The organism is Acinetobacter sp. YH12233, from assembly GCF_013417725.1.
Lineage (GTDB): Bacteria > Pseudomonadota > Gammaproteobacteria > Pseudomonadales > Moraxellaceae > Acinetobacter.
This window is the reverse complement of the sequence record NZ_VPDK01000009.1, coordinates 79,055-98,748: the sequence shown is the minus strand read 5'-3', so window position 1 is coordinate 98,748 and position 19,694 is coordinate 79,055. Positions and strand designations below refer to the sequence as shown.

Here is a 19,694-nt window from a genome sequence, read left to right as displayed (position 1 = left end):
AATAATTCAAGTGAATTTGTTTGAAAGAAGAACTTTAAAAGCTTTATTTTCACCCGATAAAATACCCATAAAACAAGAGGAAGCTCATTTGAGCTTCCTCTTGTGAAAAATTGTGGGACAGCAATGACGCTGACCCTCTATTTTGAGAGTTTAACAGAGCCATTTCTCTCTGAAAGCCTTGATTTTCTTGGGCTGATTACTTTTTTTAACATTGTTATTTGTTTCTAACTATTTCAACCTAAATATTCATCAATCTTATATTTCAAGGGGTTAAAAATAAAATACATACGTATATAAATTGCAAATTTATGTACTCACAAGTGCTTACTGGGCGTGGCCCAAAATGACATGGAATTGGCTCATCAGCATGAAAAAATGCTTCTGCTTCAAAATAATAATTTTTGCACGTGATTGAAGATTAGGTCTGCATGATCGAGGTATTCAACTTCAATATTTATCGTGCATCAATACTCCCGAGCAATGATTGCTTTTTATAACAATAAAATGAACAAAGGAACGGTTATGCGTACTTTTATCAAAACAACACAGATGCTGGCGCTTTCCTTGGCAGCAGGCCTCGGTTTTGGCTTTTCAACACAAACCCAGGCGGTAGCAAGTGCAGTTCAGGTCACTGAAAAAGCCAAATCAGACTATGCCAAAACCAAATATCCTATTCTGATGGTGCATGGCTGGCTAGGCTGGCAACGCATAGGTACTGATACCATTGGCTTAGATTACTGGTATCAGATTCTGCCGGATATGGCTCGTAATGGCTCTACCGTGTTTGCCGCCCAATTGTCGCCTGCCAATACCACGACCCACCGTGGTGAACAGCTCATTCATCAGGTCGATGAAGTGCTGGCAATTACAGGGAAGGAAAAAATCAATCTCATCGGTCACTCCCATGGTGGCCCGACTGTACTCTATGTGGCAGCGACTCGACCGCAGCAGATTGCATCCATTACGGGGGTTGCAGGCACCTATCATGGCTCTAAAGTGGCCGATGATATTCAGAACAATACTCTTACCCGCACTGCTTTTAATGTTCTCGGTGATTATATTATTGGGCCACTGATCGCACTGGGACAGTTCAAACCTGAACTGGAAATTGATTTCGATGCATCCATGAAATCCCTGACCCAAACTGGCTCCAGCTCTTTTAATGCCAACGTGGCCAAACAGATGGTGCAGGATGGTGTCTTAGCCTCCACAGAAAACTGTAACAAGAACCTGAAATCAAAAGACCGTAACGGTATCTATTATTATTCTTGGACCGGTGTGGCTCAAGCGACCAATGCACTGGATATCGATACCATCCTGATGCAGCTTGGCCCTTTATCTTACGGCAATAAAGACAACGATGGCATGGTTGCCCGTTGTAGTGCATTCATTGGTAAGGTGATTAATGACCAGTACAAGCTGAACCATACCGATCTGGCCAATATGATGTTTGGTCTTAAAGGCCTGTTTGCTCCAGATCCGGTGGCGATGTACCGTCAACATGCCAATCGTTTAAAACTTCAGAATCTATAATTTTCATCGCCCTTATATCTACGGATATAAGGGCTTTTTCGTTATTTTCACTTAAAAAAATAGGGAGATAAAACACTCAAAACGCTTAATGGGTCAGCTTTTCAGCTGGCTATTCCCCACATTATGGCGAGGATCGCCTTAACACAACAACAAGAATGAGGAAATAATGATGAAATATGGAGTATTAACGACAGGTCTGCTCATGGCAGCGGCCTGCTTTACGGCTCATGCCTCTACCCAGGCCAGTCAGGTGACGGCGAAAGCCAGTTCACAATATGCCAAAACCAAATATCCAATTGTATTTTCACACGGCATGGCGGGTTTCATTCGGGTTGGCACTGACCAGTTTGGACTGGACTATTGGTATCAGATTTTACCTGATCTGGCCCGTAATGGTGCGAATGTTTGGGCAACGCGAGTCTCCCCTTTTAACTCATCTGAAATTCGCGGTGAACAACTTTTGGAGCAGGTCAAGGAAATTGCCGCAATTACCGGAGCAGATAAAGTTAATCTGATCGGACACTCACATGGTGGCCCAACAATTCGTTATGTAGCAGGTTCAGAACCTAAACTGGTGGCTTCATTAACCACAGTAGGTGCACCGCACAAAGGTTCACCGGTTGCAGACCTGATTCTAAAAGCTGAAGGGACTGCTATTGAAGCGCCACTGGTCGGCACAATAAATCTGGTTTCTAAAGCCATTACCTGGGCTCAAGGCCTGGACCCAAACTCTTATCCGCATGATTCACTTGCGGGTGGCAGCAGTTTAACGGCATTGGGCTCTGCGAACTTTAATCAGAGATATCCCATTGGTATGCCGACTACCACCTGTGGTGAAGGTACATATCAACAAAAAGGTATCTACAACTATTCATTCACAGGTGTAGGCCAAGTTACCAACCCGCTCGATCCTGATTCAGCACTCAAAGTTACAGCCCTGCTCATTGATGGCGGCAAGGAAAATGATGGTCTGGTCTCCCGCTGTAGTGCCAAATTCGGTAAAACCATTCGGGATAACTACAACTGGAACCACCTGGACGAAGTGAACCAGTTACTCGGGTTAAAAAATGTCTTTGCTCCAGACCCAGTCGATGTTTATCGCCAGCATGCCAACCGCTTAAAACTGCAAGGTTTATAAAATATAAACATAAAAAATGCGCCCAAAGGCGCATTTTTTTGCAGATAAGCAAGGCTAAAATTAACCTTGTTTACGAGCTGGCAATTTTTCACGAATACGTGCAGCTTTACCAGATAATTCGCGTAGGTAGTAAAGTTTAGCACGACGAACGTCACCACGACGTTTCACTTCGATTTTAGCAACGATTGGAGAGTGAGTTTGGAATACACGCTCAACACCAACACCGCTAGAAATTTTACGTACTGTGAACGCAGAGTTCAGACCACGGTTTTTCTTAGCAATGACAACGCCTTCGAACGCTTGTAGACGTTCACGGTCGCCTTCTTTTACTTTTACTTGGACAACTACTGTGTCACCTGGCGCAAAAGCTGGGATGTCTTGTTTAAGCTGAGCATTTTCAACAGCTTGTACTAAAGGATGCTTACCGCTCATGGGGTATCTCCAATATGTGCGAGTCAGAAGAGGTCTGATCATCGCTGGGTATAGAGGCTGAATCGCATAGACCCGATTGACTTTCCCTTTATGCTTGACCGCTTCAATGCATAAAGAGCCTATTTAAGTACTTAATTTACATTAAGCAGTTTAGTTTGCTCGAAGCATAGCTTCTCGCCTTGCGCTCGGGTAAAGCAATGCTTTACTCACCCTCGCTCATCTTTTAGCCATTTCTTTTGCTGCTTGGTCAGTTCAACTTTTTCTACCAATTCAGGCCGGCGTTCCAAAGTGCGCTGATATCGCTGCAAAAACCGCCATTTATCAATATTGGCATGATGTCCCGATTTCAAGATGTCCGGTACATCCATACCTTCAAAATGGTCTGGCTTGGTATATTGTGGGCAATCTAACAGACCATCCACAAATGAGTCTTGTACGTGTGATTGTTCATCTGACATTGCACCCGGAAGTCTCCGGATAATACTGTCCAATAAAACCATCGCAGGGAGCTCACCACCCGATAACACGTAATCTCCAATCGACCATTCCTGATCAACATATTTCTGGATCAAACGTTCATCGACACCTTCATAACGTCCGCACAATACAATCAGTCCGTCATATTTAACGAAGTCCTGTACCGCAGGTTCATTTAAGGTTTTTCCTTGCGGTGACATATACACCACAGGAACGTTAACTGCACCCGCTTGCGCTGCAAGCTCTTTGGCACGATGAATTGCTTTCGCTAATGGCTCAGCCATCATCACCATACCGGGACCACCCCCAAATGGACGTTCATCCACCCGTTTGTAATTCCCTTCAGCAAATTCGCGTGGATTAATACAATGAATTTGCATCAAATCACGTTTTGCTGCGCGCCCGCTAATACCGTAGGCTGTAATCGCTTCAAACATTTCAGGAAAAAGCGTAATGACTGCAAAGAACACCGCAGACTCCTCATTTTCCTGCTGCGTTAATCCTGTTAAGGATTAATAATCTACGCCCCAATTTACGTAGATACGACCAGCTTCAAGATCAACACGCTGTACCACATCTTTATGCCATGGAATCATTCGCTCTTCGCCATCGACGCTGTCAGCAGTAGCGCGAACCACCATCACGTCATTGGCACCTGTCTCAAACATTTCATGGATTTGACCGAGATTCACTTCCTGTTCTTCTTCATCCAGACCTAACACAGTTAGACCTTTCAAATCAGACCAATAATACTCGTCCACACCTGGTTGAGGCAGTTGCGATTTAGATATCCAGACATTAGCACCCACCAGACCGTCTGCTGCGGTACGATCACTCACACCTTTTAGCGAAACAACCAAGCCCTTGCCATGTGGTTTCCAACGTTTTACATCGACAATTTGCCAACCTGCTTTGGTCTCAATGTACCAAGGAAGGTAGTCAAATATGTTGCTCATAGGTTCTGTATTGGAATAGACCCAGAGCCACCCATTTAATCCATATGCTGAACGTAACTGTCCAATCTGAATACGATCTTCGGGAACATTCTGTGTTGGTGTCATGGGCTACCTGCTACCTTAAAATTAAGCAGCAGCTGCAGCTTTCTTCGCTTGAGCAGCTAAAGAAGCAACACGTTCAGAAGGTTGAGCACCTTGAGAAACCCAGTGAGCAAAACGGTCAGCATCTAAACGAAGTTTTTCTGCTTTACCTTGAGCTGTAGGGTTGAAGAAACCGATACGTTCGATGAAACGACCGTCACGTGCATTACGGCTATCAGTCACAATGATTTGATAGAACGGACGTTTTTTAGCACCACCGCGTGCAAGACGAATAACAACCATGATAGAACCTTATAGTTTTTACGGATTATTCATGTACCGACCACCGGAACACTTCAAACCCCTTTCATAGAGGGCAATATTTTACGCGAAGTTTGCCCTGAATGAAAGATCAAAAGTTGGTTATCCACAATTTTGAATTTGGTTAGCGTCCGTCCCAGTTTGATGTGGCAGTTAAATTACTTCTATCACAGGTATTCGCTTTTCTCCAATAACGATAACCTTCTTGATTTATACACAAGTCACCATCATTCTTTTGACTTTTACCTGCACTAGGTGAAGCTTTTAATAAATACCCTTGCCCATCAGAATCGACTGATAATTCGACATCATATAATCCTGTTGATGGATAAGTTGAATCAACCTTCAAATTAGATAAACTTGCATTTTTATAGGTATGATTTATAACTTTATAATTTTGCAACTTATGCATAATCATTAACAATTGAGTTTGCATATCTATACGATTTGTACGTTTAACATACTCAATATAAGAAGGATATGCAATTGCAGCCAAGATCCCAATGATTGCCACAGCAATCATTAATTCAATCAGTGTAAATCCTTTTGTTTTATTCATCACCAAGCCTCACTTTGACTATCAATTGCCTTACAGTCGGTCTGAGTCTTCTTATCATAATCTTTGAAAGCATTATTAGTCTTAGATTTACATCTTAAGCCATTACTTGAGAGTAATAAATCATAATTATTTGGTTGTTTCTTTTGCGAAGGTGATGAGTCAGCCCTTTCAACCTTCATCACCCAATTCAATCCAACAATACTCGTATCTTGTAATGGCTTATTAGAGTCTATATCACTCAGTGTTATTATATACTTCTCTTGACCAACTGTGCTCCCAACAGGAATAAGTAACCTACCTGTATCTGAATCATAGTTGTTTGGGTATAAATATTCAGCAGAAAAGTTTTTATAACTAAAGTTCTTGGACTTAAATTTCTCAAGTTCAGAAGCAATCAGCAAGGCTTCTTTTTGAGCAAGAGCTAAATCTTTTCGCTCAATATAAACTCTATACGATGGATAGGCGATTGCTGCAATAATTGCAATAACCGCCACAACAATCATGAGTTCAATTAGAGTAAACCCTTGCTTCGAGATAGATAATTTCATCTTATCTTACCTCATACCAGCGCAATTGTTTCAAATTAACATTAGTTTTAAATAACTGACACTCGGGTGCATTTGGTGTTTTTGAACAGTCTGTTTCATCCGGTCTAGGTACAATAACCCCAACTTCATCATTGTTATTTAAATACCCTTTACCTAGTCCTGCCCCCAATATACCAGCACCTAATTTAACCTTGTTTGGTTCGGTAATTCCTGACTCATAAAAATTACACTTTCCTGATGGCAAGCAGAATTGGTACAAATATGTATCACCTTTTACGCCACCACCACAAGCTGAACCACTAACACCAATACCATCACGATCATACACATTGGTAAATAAATAACTATCCATTGCATATAATTCATTCATACCTTTGTATCGCCCATTATTTCCACCAAAGGCATATTTCCAACCTAAGTTATAGGCATTACCTGCATCATTTTTTTGTTTAACACCAACAGATAAATCTAAATTGATAAGTTGACCATTCACAGGAGTTCTAAAATTGGTAATATTTTTAAGTAAATCAGAACGACCAATATCATTGTCGAAAATAACAAATACACCATCTTCTGCTGTATTTTTTGTATTTGCATTTTTTCCTGTTGTTCCAGCTAATGGTGAGCTTCTATCACCAGAGACTGCTGCAATAACACCATATAAACCATCGACACCCTTTTCTACAGAGAAACTAGGCATTTCATAAAATCTTGGCTTAATTTTACCTGTTTCATTAAATCCATAGAGCTTTACAATTCTATGTACAGTATTATTTTTATTTAGAGCTTTATTATTAATATCTATACGGAATATTTGCCCACCTAAGTCACCAAAATATAGATTATCAAGCAAACCATCACTGTCACGATCAATCGCATTGACTTGACTAACGACACTATATTTCATATCACTATTTGTTGTATAGGCTTCACTCCCTTTAGTAGCGGTAGCATTTACCCCGCCCCACCATAGTAGATTTCCATCGTTGGCATTAAATATATAAACGCCTGCGCCTTTTCTTACACCTTCATCAGAATCACTATATTCAGGATTTTCATAACCTCGATGATAGCCTCCTCCAACTATCATTACTAAGGTTTTCTCACCCTGCCAATTAATATAACCAATTGTGGGTTTAGACCAACTTTCTCCCATATAGGCTAAAGCGTTGTTAGGGTCATCAGTTTTATCTTCCTTCACTGCGGCATCTGGGTCAATATGAAATTTAAGTGTCGGCTTATCTATATCCGACAAGTCTAACGCATAATAACTGCGTCCACCCATTCTTAGACCACCATACACCCACTGCAAACCAGAGTACTCTATTTCTTTATCATCCAATGTTCTCTTAATTTTTTTGACGGTGAATTTGCCATTTTCATCTGTCACATACTGTGTAAAAGCAGCCCACTGCCCATCTATTCCGTAAAAAATGTCATTGGTATTGCCTTTATTGCTTGCAGAATCATCTAAAAAAGCTTCTTTCTGTTTGTTCATCATTTCATGCGGAATGAAGGTAAACTTTTCTACACCATTATCATCTACAACATGTAATGCACCTTGCGTTGTGCCAAACAACAGATAGTCTTCACGATTGGAAGTAGTAATACTAGTTTGAGTAGGATCAATATCACCTGATTGTGTTAAAAGAATTGGCTTAGAGTGCATCACCGACCCTAGCTTTCTACGCTCTTCAGTTGGCAAACTTGCTAAGGTCACACTCGAACTAACATCAACTTTATAACCGAGCGCATTTAACCAATAGTTTTTTTGCTGATCATTTTTAAATTTTGCTTTTGTAGCATCAGCATCAAATAAAGTTTCTAAATTAACTTGCGTCAAAGTTTGACTAGAAATAGCTTGCTTATTTGAATCAATTTGTCGATTGGTAAAGACTGTTCTTTTTGATGTTGAATTAATACTTGTACCTAAAGGAATTTTAGCTTCAACCCCACCAGCCCATAGACCTTGTACAGATGAGTCTAATTTGCCATCAGATTTAATAAGAGGGATAATTTTTGCTGCATTAATTCCTGTACCTTTTCTTCCCAATTGTCCATTAAACACATCATATTTATTTAAATTACCTGTCCATATTTTTGTCGAGTCCTGAGGTTTAGGCAAAAAAGATGCATAGTAACCATAATCTTGTAGTTCAATTGGATTTAAAGCATCAACTGGAATTGTCGGTGATCCAGTAGCAATAGAATCGAACTTAGGAGTTGTATCTTCGACAAATTGAATAATACTATTAATAATATCTTCTTCTGATTGAGCGGAATAGAATCCTCCGTTGCCATATCCACCAACTGTTGCTGGAAGTTCTTTATGCTGTTTAGCACCCCAATTACATGTATTCCTTAAATCCCCCTCAGGCAACAAGGAACAATTATAGTAAGGCTTCGCACTCTCATCATCCTCATTTTCTTTAAGATTTTTTACATAAGTTGTTCCATTTGGGAAAAGGCTACCAAAGCCTACTACAGCTGTTTTTATATTTTCATCTTTGCGTAATTGTTTTGCAAATTTACCTATCAATGACCAACCAGCATTGCTTGTCCCGCCACTTAAGCCAGTTTCAGTCAATGAATTAAAAGACTGTTTCATTAATGCTTCTGTAGCATCAGAATTTGAGTTGTTCGCAAATCCATCTGTTAAGAAATAAATGCCTTGCCCATTACATTTACTATTCGTATCAATATCTTTTAAGGGAGATTTATAGCCTTCGTTTCCATCTCTTGATTCTGCATGTGAATAACTATAACCACTATTCGTCTTGTCATAAGTATTTTTACCCAACATATAAGCGGCTGATTCTGCATATGCGGCAGCTGAAGGAGTCCCACTCCAAGCGTTTAGCTTTACAATTTCTTGAAGAATCGCATCTCTATTAACATCGGAAAGTTGAACTGTTGGATAAAGTACTCTTCCACTATTTCCATCATGTGAATTCCATGAATTATTTTTCGGAGAAGAAAATTGCCCTACCCCTAAATAAACTGAGTCCTTAATTTTATCTCCAGTCAGAATATTTACTATTGCCTGTTTTAAACGAGATAATCGATCATAACAACGATATGGTGCAGAACTATTGTTATTTAATGATTTACATTCTTTTTTAATACGCTCCCGAAATGTATTACCTGATACATTAGTTCCATCGACAGTTCGTGAAGAAATATTATTGTATGTAACTTGGTTAATGTCACAATATATTAATTTGTAATTTCTTTGAGGAGTATCCTTAAATTTAAAACTCCTCTCCTCTTCTGCATAATCTGAAACCGTTCGTTCATCCCAATATCCACCAATACCAAACCAGCCAGGCACCCAAACTCTTTCTTTACGCCATTCACAAACATTGTAATCAGATACAAGACTACTACTAGTATTCATTGTTACGTTATTGGGTGCTGACCAATTATAACCCAAGCCGTACCCCATGCTCCCAGACGTATCCAGCATCAAAAATAAATTAAGTTTTCCAGGAGTCGAGTTGGAATAAATATCAATGTCACTTGCATAAACATTCGCAGAATGGGAAATTGCCAACGTCATAGACATGGAAACCATTGCCGAAAGTATTTTTTTATCAAAACTTTTCATTTTAAACCTCTTTCATTCATGTTCGTCTATGACGTTAACTTTGGCTGTCCACCAACCATATATTCAGCGTTCTGTAAGTTATAAGGAATGTTTAATAGATCAAAACATTCCCTTACTGTTTCAGTAGTCTCGGTTTTTTTAATACTTGTTTTTTTAAAGCACTCTTGAATAGCAAGATCAGATGCACTTGAAAAACTAGGTAAAATAGAAATAGCTGTCACTGCTATATGGTTGGAAATAACAGGTAAACCTGACTGACCAACACTCGTTCCAATTGGTAGAGTGGTTAATGGTGTTGTAGGTTTTGTATTTTTACGCAAATACAGTTGGGTTTGAACAGCGGCTCTACGTGTAGAATATTCTTTGGCATCACAAAACCCAGAAATACCATTTTTTTTATAATCGTTATTTGCACTAATAACACTCGCATTCGACATAGTGAAAAAATTATTCGCATTTGCGCGATAACAAAATACTAATTCATCATTACTATCTGCAGAGTTAAAATAACCAAACATTCCATCTTGAGCCAATTGACGTGAAACTTTAGTTTGATCCTCTAAGGCAAATAATGCAGCATCATTACTTTCCAACAACAGTGCATAAATCTGTGCATTTGTTGAAATTTTTAAATTTAAAATCCCTGATTTAACGGCAATTGTTCCAATAATTGTAATTAATAACAATACGACAAGCACAATGATTAAAGTTGATCCTTGCTGATTCATTCTCATTGTGCTTCTCCTAACGTATTTCTAAAAGCCACAACTTGACTAACAACTTGGCGCAAATATTTAGAATTGGTTTTTTGATCGTTGCTTAAAGTCAACGTGTATTTCGAATCCTTTACATTTCCCTCCAATTGATCCCCAAAAGTAATAAAAGTTTTATTATTATTTATGTGTTCGTTTGCGCCAACCGGGTTTGAAGATCGCATTAATAAAGCCAATTTAATTGAAACAATATTGTAGATCTCTGCATTTACGTCTGTTGGATCTTCCTTAGGCATCAAATCTTCGTATTCACTTACTGTAAGATAAGATAACTTTCCATTACTTTTTTGTCTTACCCCTAAAAGAAATTTAAAAGCATCAACATCCTGCATTAATTGTTGAGCTCCAGCACCAAGACCTGTAATGACTGTATCATTGTCTTTGTAATAACCAGCGTCGCAATATAATGCATACCTTTTAGGAGTAAAAGATTCTGACTGAGAGTTTTTAATTTCAGAAATATAATATCGTTGAACTACAACACGATCTGCTGTTTCTGGCGCTCCAGAACCATGATCAGCCTTACCCCCAGAAAACTCTTCCTCAAACTCAATTTTATTACCTTCACAATCATATTGTTCACTATTTTTCTTACTTATAGTGACTTCTTCCTCCTCTTCTGAATCGACATAAGATGTCGTTGTTAAATACTGCGGCACATATTGAACTGTGAGTTGATCACTATTATCTGTTGTCGCACCTTCAGTCAATTCAAATGATGTAAAAAAATCACTACTTATACCACTGAGCGAACTTGGCAAATTACGATGATTAAAAATAATACCTGAACCGACCACTCGTGGATTAATTATTTGAGCTGAGGCTGTATTTAAATTTACGTGTCTAAGGTCATATGTGATTTGGTTTAAACCAAAAATTCCATTCTGCTGTAGCTGACCCATACCATTTTGTAAAGACAGTGAACGTTGAGCTGTTAAATAAACAGTTAATGCAGCTGCTGAAATTAACAACCCTAAAACGATTGCAATCATTAGCTCAATAAGAGTGAACCCTTTTTTATAATTATTCATAATTATATAACTCCATAATTATGCATTTAGCTCCAACATTGTATGCTGCTCCAGACGTACAATCATTCTTAGCTTGACCATCAGTAGGCGTTGTCTTGTCCCATGCCACATATATACAACGCCTTTTCATTGATACCGTTCCCACCCCCTGACAGTCTCTAAGCGCAACCTTCATTCCTAAATTTTCAGCTTTGTTCCGAATTTGTAGAAAATCCGCCTCTGCAAAATCTTTTGGCTCACAAAAACCTGAGTAACACTCTCCTTTACCCTCAACATAAACATTATTCTTATTCAAAGCTTCGTATCCAGACCGATTCGCTCTAATTCTTTCTGCGAGATCTCGACCTAAATGCATTGCTTGCGTATTATTGGCAGCCTCTACACTTGCGTATACACCTCGCAGTTGCAAAGCAGAGAAACCTAGCACAGCTATAGCTAACAGAACTAAGCCAACTAAAACCTCCATGAGTCCAACTCCGTTTTGATACTTCCCCATTACTAGTCTCTCCTAATTAGTTAGGCAATTTGATGTATCTTTAGAAATAGCCCCATTTTTCTCGACTCTAATCGAGCTGCTTAAATGAGAATTCTTTTTATGAGTTAGAGTTAAGCAAATAGATGTATTAGAATTTAGATAGCCCATAGCAGTAAACTCTAACGAACTCATATCATTAGTTACAGACCATTCTGAAAATCTTTTTTCATCTGAACCATATGTAGGAATTTTAATTTGCTTGGAAGATCGAGTAAAAATTGCGTCACTTCGAGCTTCCTGCAACAAAAAAATTAAATGCTGAGTCTCTTGATTAAGTTCATTCTTTCTAATTATTTCTATAAAAGAAGGCGCAGCGATCGTTGCAATAATCCCTAGTACTGCAATCGTCACCATGAGCTCAATTAACGTAAAACCTTTATTCTTTTGCACACTCTTCCCCAGCTCCAAAACTTTCCCCTATTAAAAATAATATCTATAAATTTTACAAAACCTACACAGAGTAGATAAAAGGCATAAAAAAACAGATAACTGTCATATTATAGCTATCTGCTTATTTTTTAATAAAAAAATAAATTGTTAAATAGTTAACAATTTAAGCCTGTGTTACAGGAATACGTAACTCTTTTGGCAAACTAAATGTAATATTCTCTTCTCGCCCATCCAGTTCTTTTGGTGCCTGTGCACCCCAATCCTGTAAACGCTGAATCACCTGCTTAATCAAAATTTCCGGGGCGGAAGCACCTGCAGTTACCCCAATTTTAGAAATATTGGTAAACCATTCCTGCGTGAGCTCATCTGCATTATCGACCAGATAAGCTGCCTTCCCCATACGTTCAGCCAGTTCACGCAAACGGTTTGAATTGGATGAATTCGGTGATCCTACGACCAGCACGACATCGCAACGTGCAGCTAAATCACGTACAGCATCTTGACGGTTTTGTGTCGCATAGCAAATATCATCCTTGCGTGGACCTTGAATATTCGGAAATTTTTTGCGAAGTGCATCAATGACTTTCGCTGTATCGTCAATCGACAAAGTTGTTTGGGTCACAAAAGCAACTTTCTCAGGATTACGAACTGTTAAAGCAGCAACATCTTCTTCATCTTCGACCAGATAAATGTCACCGCCATTATTTTTATCATATTGCCCCATGGTGCCTTCAACTTCTGGGTGGCCCTCATGACCAATCAGAATCGCCTCCACTCCCTCACGGGCATATTTAGTCACTTCAATATGTACTTTAGTGACCAATGGACAGGTCGCATCAAAAACTTTTAAACCTCGGCGTTCGGCTTCCTGCTGTACAGCTTTAGACACGCCATGTGCACTAAAAATCACGATATTGTCATCCGGAACTTCATCTAGCTCATCGACAAAGATTGCACCACGCTGACGTAAGTCATCAACCACAAATTTATTGTGGACCACTTCATGACGCACATAAATGGGTGGATTAAAGCATTCTAGGGCACGGTTCACGATCGCAATGGCACGATCCACACCGGCACAGAAACCACGCGGGTTAGCTAAAACAATTTCCATAGAAATCCTCAATACTCACTCAATTTATGGCGCTACAATTGAAATAAATGTAAAACAATCGACGTACAACTATTTAGTTTAAAGCCGCTCTACTCTAAAATAGAGAAGATATTTTATCATATCAGGAAAAATATCATGTCGGGTCTCTTGTTTGTCGTTTCTGCAGCGTCTGGAACGGGCAAAACATCCCTCGTTAAAGCATTACTTGAACGCGTCAACAATCTTCATGTTTCTGTTTCTCATACGACACGCGGTCAACGACCTGGCGAACTCGATGGCGTACATTATCATTTCTCGACTAAAGAAGACTTTTTAAACCTGGTCGAAGAAGGTGGTTTTATTGAATATGCCGAAGTCTTTGGTAATTATTACGGTACAGCACAAGCGACTGTAAAAGAACAACTTGCTAAAGGTCATGATGTATTGCTTGAAATTGACTGGCAAGGTGCACAACAAGTCCGTCGACTTTTTCCTGAATCTAAACAGATTTTCATTCTTCCGCCAAGCCAGTTTGATTTGCGTCAGCGTCTTTCCAACCGTGGAACAGATTCTGTTGAGGTGATTGAACACCGTCTTAGCTGTGCAGTCGAAGACATGCAGCAGTACGTCAACTTTGATTATGTCATTATCAATGATGACTTTAATAAGGCATTGCATGATCTTGAATCTGTGATTATTGCTAATCGACTGGTCCTTTCCCAGCAAGCGACCCGCCATGAAAAACTGATCCAGGCTCTAATTACTCCAAGCGAACAGTGATTAAAACTTGAGTCTCCAGACAAAGCATTTTATACTGTGCAGTCTGTTGAAATTTACTATTCAAAACGAGAATTCTTATGGCACGCGTAACCGTTGAAGATTGTTTAGACCATGTAGACAACCGCTTTGAGCTTGTACTAGTGGCAAGCAAACGCGCGCGTCAATTGGCACGTCAAGGCATTGAACCAACTGTAGAATGGGACAATGACAAACCGACTGTAGTTGCTTTACGTGAAATCGCTGCAGGTCATGTATCAAAAGATATTTTGAAACAACGTGATCAAGATTATCAAACTTCTAGTTTAGACCTTGCTCTTTCTGCAAATAATCTAAATTTAGATGGTTTTTCTTTCCAATAAGAATAAACCATTCCAAAAAGCCTAGTTTTAAACTAGGCTTTTTTTGTTCTGTGACTTTTATATTTTGCGCAGAACGGTTATAACATAAGGGTTAGCTCTAAAGTCAGTATAAATTTTTCACTTGTTGATATGAAAAAACTGACCCACTTTATGTTATACATTTCATACGAGCTTTTTCTGTTTTATTTGTTAAAAAATCCAGTTTTAAAGGTGTTTTATGCCAGGCCCACAGGTCAGTGAAGCTAAGCAACAGTTAAAAATCATCATCGACGCGTACTTAAGTGAAAGCGATGTCGAACGTGTGCTTGCGGCCTGTGATTATGCCGATATTGCCCATGATGGCATTACCCGTAAAAGTGGTGAACCTTATATTCTGCACCCTATCGCGGTGAGCTGTATTCTGGCCCATATGCGTCTGGATACTGAAACCTTAATGGCAGCGCTGCTGCATGATGTCATTGAAGATACCGACTTCAATAAAGATGACATTACTGAAAAATTTGGCAGCACGGTTGCAGAGCTGGTTGATGGTGTCACCAAGCTCAGCCATTCCAGTGATAAGGAATATAATAAAGCGGCCTCTTTCCGTAAAATCCTGCAAGCGACTTTACAGGATCCACGTGTCATTATTGTGAAACTGGCAGATCGCTATCACAACATGACTACGTTGGAAGCATTACGCCCGGATAAACGTGCTCGTATTGCCCGTGAAACCTTTGAAATTTTCGTTCCAATGGCACGCTTGGTCGGCATGAACGAAATGGCAGATAATCTGGAACATCTCTGTTATCAGAATCTGGATCTGGATATGTATAATGATGTCCAGGCTGCCCTTTTAGAAACCAAGCCTAAACGCTGTGAATATCAGGCCAAGTGGGAACAGAAACTTAACGAATTACTACAGCAATATGCCATTGAAGGCCGGGTTAAAAAGAAAAACAATAATATCGAGCTATTACGCCATTTTGTAAAAAATGATATTGATCTGCAGGAACTTACACATAGCCACGCATTTGAAATTATCTTACAGAGTATTGCCGATTGTGACCGTCTCGCAGATATTCTGACTGAAAGTTTTACGGTTCAAAATTATCAGGACAATATTCGCCGTCCCCTTCCAGGCGGCAACCAGTCTTTGACGATGCGATTAAAAGGCGAAAAGACCACCCTGTCACTGACTATTCAAACTGAACTGATGCGTAAAGCTGCACGCTTTGGCGTCGTACTTGGTGAAAATGCCCCTCAAGCCTGTCGCTCTGCCATTCAGGCATCCATGCAAAATCTGAACGTACTGGTTGATGGTGAATGTGCCAAAACCACGTTCAGCGAATTACTGGATTATCTGCATCAGGAAAAAATTTGGGTTTATACCCCTCACGGTCATCTGCATGAATTGCCGCAAGGTGCGACTGCTGTTGATTTTGCATATGCCGCCAGCCTGTTCCTCGGTAACCATGCTATTGGCGCCAAAATTAATGGTGAAACCAAACCGCTTTCTACGCCATTATTGAGTGGTCAGGTGGTTGAAGTCATCACTGATGTTCTTGCAACCCCAAACCCGGACTGGCTCAGCTTTATTAATACCCAAAAAGCCCGTCGTGCCATTCAGAATATTTTGCGCGATCAGGATATTGATGAACAGCGCCTTGTGGGTCAACAAGCCCTTAACCGTGCCTTAAAACTTTTTCAGTGTTCTATTCGTGATCTGACCGAAGCTGACTGGAAAAATGTACTGGAATGGCGTCATGTCCCGACTAAAGAGCAACTATTTGAACAGATTGCTGTAGGTGACTTATTACCTCAACTGGTTGCCAACCATTTATTCGCACATGACCAGCATCAAAATGCAAATAGTTCAGGTCGCCTTATTCAAGGTACAGAAGGCGTAGATGTTAAATACGCGCATTGCTGCAACCCGGTACTTGGTGATCCAATTCAAGGCCATCTGACTCGTCGTGGCCTGATTGTACATCGTGCCCGTTGCCATAATTTATTGCAGGAACAACATATGCATCCTGAAAATATTATGCCTCTACAATGGACGACTGAAGACCTGGATGATGTCAGCTTTACCGCCTACCTCTGTATTGATCAGGCCATGGACGATGAACAGATTTCTGATCTGATTTATCAATGTCGTAAAGGCCATACAGGTGTAGAGATGGTACGTAATTATGATGGCAAAACTTATGTAAATATTGTGGTGCATAACCGTAAACAGATTGCCAAGATTATTCGTGATTTACGCATGCATTTTGGTTTTCCACGTATTACCCGCTTAGAACAACCGCTCAATATTGCTGAAACCTCTAAAGCCAGTTAATCATTTAAAACGATAATGCTTTTGTCAGTTGAATTGATCTAATATGATGTATGTTGATGTTGACATCCTCCAGCTAAAGCAAGCGGATTCCTACTGCTAGACGCTCATGCCCAAGCGCAAGTATGTTCTTAGCGGAATTTAAATCACGATGATTTATACTTCCACACTCACATTCCCATACTCTTATTCGCAAATCTGTTCTACCTTTGGGACTGCTAGAGGTGATTTCACCGCAGCACGAACAGATTTGGGTTGTGAATTTCTCACTGACTTCCTCAAACAATACCCCTGCGTTCTCGCATTTATACTTGAGCATTGTTTTCAGTGCTGAAAATCCTGTGTCCAAAACAGATTTAGCCATCTTGGTTTTTACAAGTTTGCTCGCACTTAAGTCACCTACAACAATCAGTGCATTTTCTTTCACAAGCAGAGTGCTTGCTTTATGCAAATGGTCTTTACGACAATTGGCAATTTTAGCGTGTAATGCACGTACACGTTTTTTATTTCTTGCTCTTTGAGCAATCCCTAATTTCTGCTCGTAATTACGGTAAAACTTAGGATTTGAAATTACAGTACCATCTGAGCAGGTGGCAACGTCTTTTAGACCAAGATCAATACCAATCGCTTTAGTTGCCGTTGGTTTGTCTTGTTTAGGTGAGTCCACAACAAGACACACATACCAGCGCCCACGACTATCCTCAACGAATGAGCCTGTTCTCACGCTGTATTTACTTATGCCGTAGCTATCCCATAGCTTAAATTTCTGCTTGCCGTATTGCACATATCCATCAGCATATTTAATCGCTACTTTTTTAAATGGTATCCAACCAAGCGAACGTCTTGCTGACTTCTTGTTACTCACACGCCATTTCAGCTTTGCTTTCTTGTGTTGTCTTCTTTTATCAACATATTCTTCTGTTATCCCTTGCACTGTTTGACTATGCAAACCACACAATTTTGAAGTTCCTTTTGTGTATTGAGTCATATCAAATGCTGAGAAAAAGTCACCTGTTCTTTTCAGGTGTTTGAAACTCAAATCATTCACATAATTCCAAACAAAGTTCACCTCAGATGCTAATTGGTCTAGCGCCTTGCAATGTTTGTCTTTTATGCGTAATTTAAGTGTTTTCATGAGCTTATTTTAGATCATGTTAAATTAAAGGTGTTGATTTTAAAAAATTCAACGACATTTTATGTCGTATCGCTTATATCTCTGCCCTGAAGGACAGAGTTTTACGCTCCATTTGATAAAAGGAGAAATTAATGTTCCGCCAAGTAATCCATACTGAAAATGCCCCTGCTGCCATTGGCACCTATTCGCAAGCCATTCTTGTGGGCGATACCCTGTATCTATCTGGTCAAATAGGTTTAGATCCATACAGCATGGAACTGGTTGAAGGCATTGAAGCACAGATTCGCCGTGTATTCGATAATTTAAAAGCCGTCTGCGAAGCGGCCGGTGGCTCTCTGGCAGACATCGCCAAACTGAATATTTATCTGACTGATTTATCGCACTTCCAGCTGGTGAATCAGATTATGGGTGAATATTTTGCCCAGCCTTATCCAGCACGTGCAGCACTCGGTGTTGCCAGCCTACCGAAAGATGCTCTGGTCGAGATGGATGGCGTAGTCATCATTCAGCAATAATTTTTAAAATTTATGTAACACCTAAGCTTCTATATTTCGTTTGCAATCATGAATCACTCAAGCAAAAACCCGAGCAATAATCGGATTTTTGCTTGAGTGATATTTTTTTATCTAAATCACCAATCACAATAAAAGCTATTTCAAATGATTTTTATTGACAAACGATAACAATTATCAATAATATCTCTTATCTTATTTATTCACTGTGGTTGTATCCTATGTACGTTTGTCTATGCCGTGGCATTACAGATCAAGACATTAAAGATGCTATTGCAAATGGCGCCGAAAGTTACCGTGATGTACGCGAAATGCTTGATCTAGGGACGTGTTGTGGTCGTTGTGCTCCTGAAGCCCGTATGATCATCAGTGATGAAATTTCCCAGATTGCTGCACGGCTAGCGGTTGCTGCCTAAAGCGGATAACGATAATTATAAAATCAATGGTCTCGTATCATTACTCCTCCCCCGCCTCTGACTCTGGCGGGTTTTTATTGCTTTATATTTCACCTGAAGCTTTTTGATTGCGATTTTCATTTGCAGTTCAATAAATTACTCGCCATTGCTCGCTCGATTGATTTAAGATAAGTTAATCAAAAACCCATAGCGATGAATGGGTTAACAGGCTATATGGAGTGATACGATGAAAGGCAATCGTGATGTAATTAATCAGCTGAACCAGGTGTTGTATCACCACCTTACAGCGATTAACCAGTATTTCCTGCATTCACGCATGTTTAATGACTGGGGCATTGAAAAACTGGGTTCGGCAGAATATAAAGAGTCCATCCGCCAGATGAAGCATGCCGATAAAATCATTGAACGTATTTTATTTCTAGAAGGCTTACCAAACCTACAACATCTTGGCAAATTGTATATTGGCCAGCATACTCAAGAAGTACTGCATTGTGATGTACGTAAAGTAAAAGAAAATATTGAAGTCATTCAGCAGGCTGTGGCTTTGGCAGAAACACAGATGGATTATGTGACTCGTGACTTGGTGCGAGAAATTCTGGAAAAGGAAGAGGAATATCTGGACTGGACCACAACTCAGCTTGATCTGATTGAAAGTATTGGTATCGAAAACTATATTCAAAGCCAGCTCTAAACTTAGA

21 protein-coding genes are annotated in these 19,694 nt (G+C 39.8%); 8 read left to right on the top strand and 13 right to left on the bottom strand.

The annotated features are described in order from the left end of the window. Window positions 1-522: 522 nt before the first annotated feature. Window positions 523-1,533, top strand: coding sequence for a triacylglycerol lipase (locus FTV12_RS06220; protein WP_180033764.1), 1,011 nt, complete (start codon window positions 523-525; stop codon window positions 1,531-1,533). 169 nt (window positions 1,534-1,702) lie between these two features. After that, window positions 1,703-2,671, top strand: coding sequence for a triacylglycerol lipase (locus FTV12_RS06215; RefSeq protein WP_180033766.1), 969 nt, complete (start codon window positions 1,703-1,705; stop codon window positions 2,669-2,671). Between the two features lie 60 nt (window positions 2,672-2,731). Here FTV12_RS06215 and rplS read toward each other — a convergent pair whose 3' ends face one another. The 12 genes from rplS to ispH all read right to left on the bottom strand — a co-directional run bounded on the left by rplS (window position 2,732) and on the right by ispH (window position 13,495). Continuing rightward, window positions 2,732-3,103, bottom strand: coding sequence for a 50S ribosomal protein L19 (gene rplS, locus FTV12_RS06210; RefSeq protein WP_004787066.1), 372 nt, complete (start codon window positions 3,101-3,103; stop codon window positions 2,732-2,734). A 206-nt stretch (window positions 3,104-3,309) separates the two neighbouring features. Further along, on the bottom strand, window positions 3,310-4,050 hold the full coding sequence (gene trmD, locus FTV12_RS06205) for a tRNA (guanosine(37)-N1)-methyltransferase TrmD (protein WP_180033763.1): 741 nt from the start codon (window positions 4,048-4,050) through the stop codon (window positions 3,310-3,312). A 42-nt stretch (window positions 4,051-4,092) separates the two neighbouring features. Next, on the bottom strand, window positions 4,093-4,641 hold the full coding sequence (gene rimM, locus FTV12_RS06200) for a ribosome maturation factor RimM (protein WP_004787070.1): 549 nt from the start codon (window positions 4,639-4,641) through the stop codon (window positions 4,093-4,095). 21 nt (window positions 4,642-4,662) lie between these two features. Continuing rightward, window positions 4,663-4,920 (bottom strand): 30S ribosomal protein S16, encoded by a 258-nt coding sequence (gene rpsP, locus FTV12_RS06195; RefSeq protein ID WP_004826436.1) that lies wholly within the window; start codon window positions 4,918-4,920, stop codon window positions 4,663-4,665. Window positions 4,921-5,062: 142 nt separating this feature from the next. Continuing rightward, on the bottom strand, window positions 5,063-5,497 hold the full coding sequence (locus FTV12_RS06190; RefSeq protein ID WP_180033761.1) for a type IV pilin protein: 435 nt from the start codon (window positions 5,495-5,497) through the stop codon (window positions 5,063-5,065). After that, on the bottom strand, window positions 5,497-6,045 hold the full coding sequence (locus tag FTV12_RS06185; RefSeq protein ID WP_180033759.1) for a type IV pilin protein: 549 nt from the start codon (window positions 6,043-6,045) through the stop codon (window positions 5,497-5,499). Before FTV12_RS06185 ends, FTV12_RS06190 begins: the two co-directional genes overlap by 1 nt. Before the next feature lies 1 nt (window position 6,046). Then, window positions 6,047-9,652: a PilC/PilY family type IV pilus protein gene (locus FTV12_RS06180; RefSeq protein WP_180033758.1), complete on the bottom strand. Its 3,606-nt coding sequence runs from the start codon at window positions 9,650-9,652 to the stop codon at window positions 6,047-6,049. A 26-nt stretch (window positions 9,653-9,678) separates the two neighbouring features. Further along, entirely contained in the window at window positions 9,679-10,386 is a 708-nt protein-coding gene (locus FTV12_RS06175; protein WP_373687222.1) for a pilus assembly protein PilX, read from the bottom strand. Then, complete coding sequence (locus FTV12_RS06170; protein WP_180033756.1) at window positions 10,383-11,456, bottom strand: PilW family protein; 1,074 nt, start codon at window positions 11,454-11,456, stop codon at window positions 10,383-10,385. Before FTV12_RS06170 ends, FTV12_RS06175 begins: the two co-directional genes overlap by 4 nt. Beyond that, the gene (gene pilV, locus FTV12_RS06165; RefSeq protein WP_005180450.1) at window positions 11,449-11,952 is read right to left on the bottom strand and encodes a type IV pilus modification protein PilV; all 504 of its coding nucleotides are present in this window, start codon (window positions 11,950-11,952) and stop codon (window positions 11,449-11,451) included. Before pilV ends, FTV12_RS06170 begins: the two co-directional genes overlap by 8 nt. 12 nt (window positions 11,953-11,964) lie before the next feature. Further along, window positions 11,965-12,381: a Tfp pilus assembly protein FimT/FimU gene (locus tag FTV12_RS06160; protein WP_227607406.1), complete on the bottom strand. Its 417-nt coding sequence runs from the start codon at window positions 12,379-12,381 to the stop codon at window positions 11,965-11,967. 163 nt (window positions 12,382-12,544) lie between these two features. Then, on the bottom strand, window positions 12,545-13,495 hold the full coding sequence (ispH, locus tag FTV12_RS06155) for a 4-hydroxy-3-methylbut-2-enyl diphosphate reductase (RefSeq protein ID WP_180033753.1): 951 nt from the start codon (window positions 13,493-13,495) through the stop codon (window positions 12,545-12,547). A 135-nt stretch (window positions 13,496-13,630) separates the two neighbouring features. Here ispH and gmk point away from each other — a divergent pair, with 135 nt between their 5' ends. From gmk to FTV12_RS06140, 3 genes are all read left to right on the top strand, one after another. Continuing rightward, the gene (gene gmk / locus FTV12_RS06150; protein WP_004787090.1) at window positions 13,631-14,254 is read left to right on the top strand and encodes a guanylate kinase; all 624 of its coding nucleotides are present in this window, start codon (window positions 13,631-13,633) and stop codon (window positions 14,252-14,254) included. A 77-nt stretch (window positions 14,255-14,331) separates the two neighbouring features. Further along, entirely contained in the window at window positions 14,332-14,613 is a 282-nt protein-coding gene (rpoZ, locus tag FTV12_RS06145) for a DNA-directed RNA polymerase subunit omega (RefSeq protein ID WP_004650579.1), read from the top strand. 217 nt (window positions 14,614-14,830) lie between these two features. Continuing rightward, entirely contained in the window at window positions 14,831-16,936 is a 2,106-nt protein-coding gene (locus tag FTV12_RS06140; protein ID WP_004787093.1) for a bifunctional (p)ppGpp synthetase/guanosine-3',5'-bis(diphosphate) 3'-pyrophosphohydrolase, read from the top strand. 73 nt (window positions 16,937-17,009) lie between these two features. Here the strand turns inward: FTV12_RS06140 and FTV12_RS06135 are convergent, their stop codons facing one another. After that, window positions 17,010-18,068, bottom strand: coding sequence for an RNA-guided endonuclease TnpB family protein (locus FTV12_RS06135; RefSeq protein WP_180033751.1), 1,059 nt, complete (start codon window positions 18,066-18,068; stop codon window positions 17,010-17,012). 131 nt (window positions 18,069-18,199) lie between these two features. On the opposite strand from FTV12_RS06135, the gene FTV12_RS06130 reads away from it, so the two are divergent. The 3 genes from FTV12_RS06130 (at window position 18,200) to bfr (ending at window position 19,687) form a co-directional block, all read left to right on the top strand. Beyond that, a complete protein-coding gene (locus tag FTV12_RS06130) occupies window positions 18,200-18,583 on the top strand; it encodes a RidA family protein (RefSeq protein WP_004787096.1) in 384 nt (127 codons plus the stop codon). A gap of 218 nt (window positions 18,584-18,801) precedes the next feature. Further along, entirely contained in the window at window positions 18,802-18,996 is a 195-nt protein-coding gene (locus tag FTV12_RS06125) for a bacterioferritin-associated ferredoxin (RefSeq protein WP_004787097.1), read from the top strand. A gap of 226 nt (window positions 18,997-19,222) precedes the next feature. Further along, entirely contained in the window at window positions 19,223-19,687 is a 465-nt protein-coding gene (gene bfr, locus FTV12_RS06120) for a bacterioferritin (protein WP_034705394.1), read from the top strand. The last annotated feature ends 7 nt before the right edge of the window (window positions 19,688-19,694 follow it).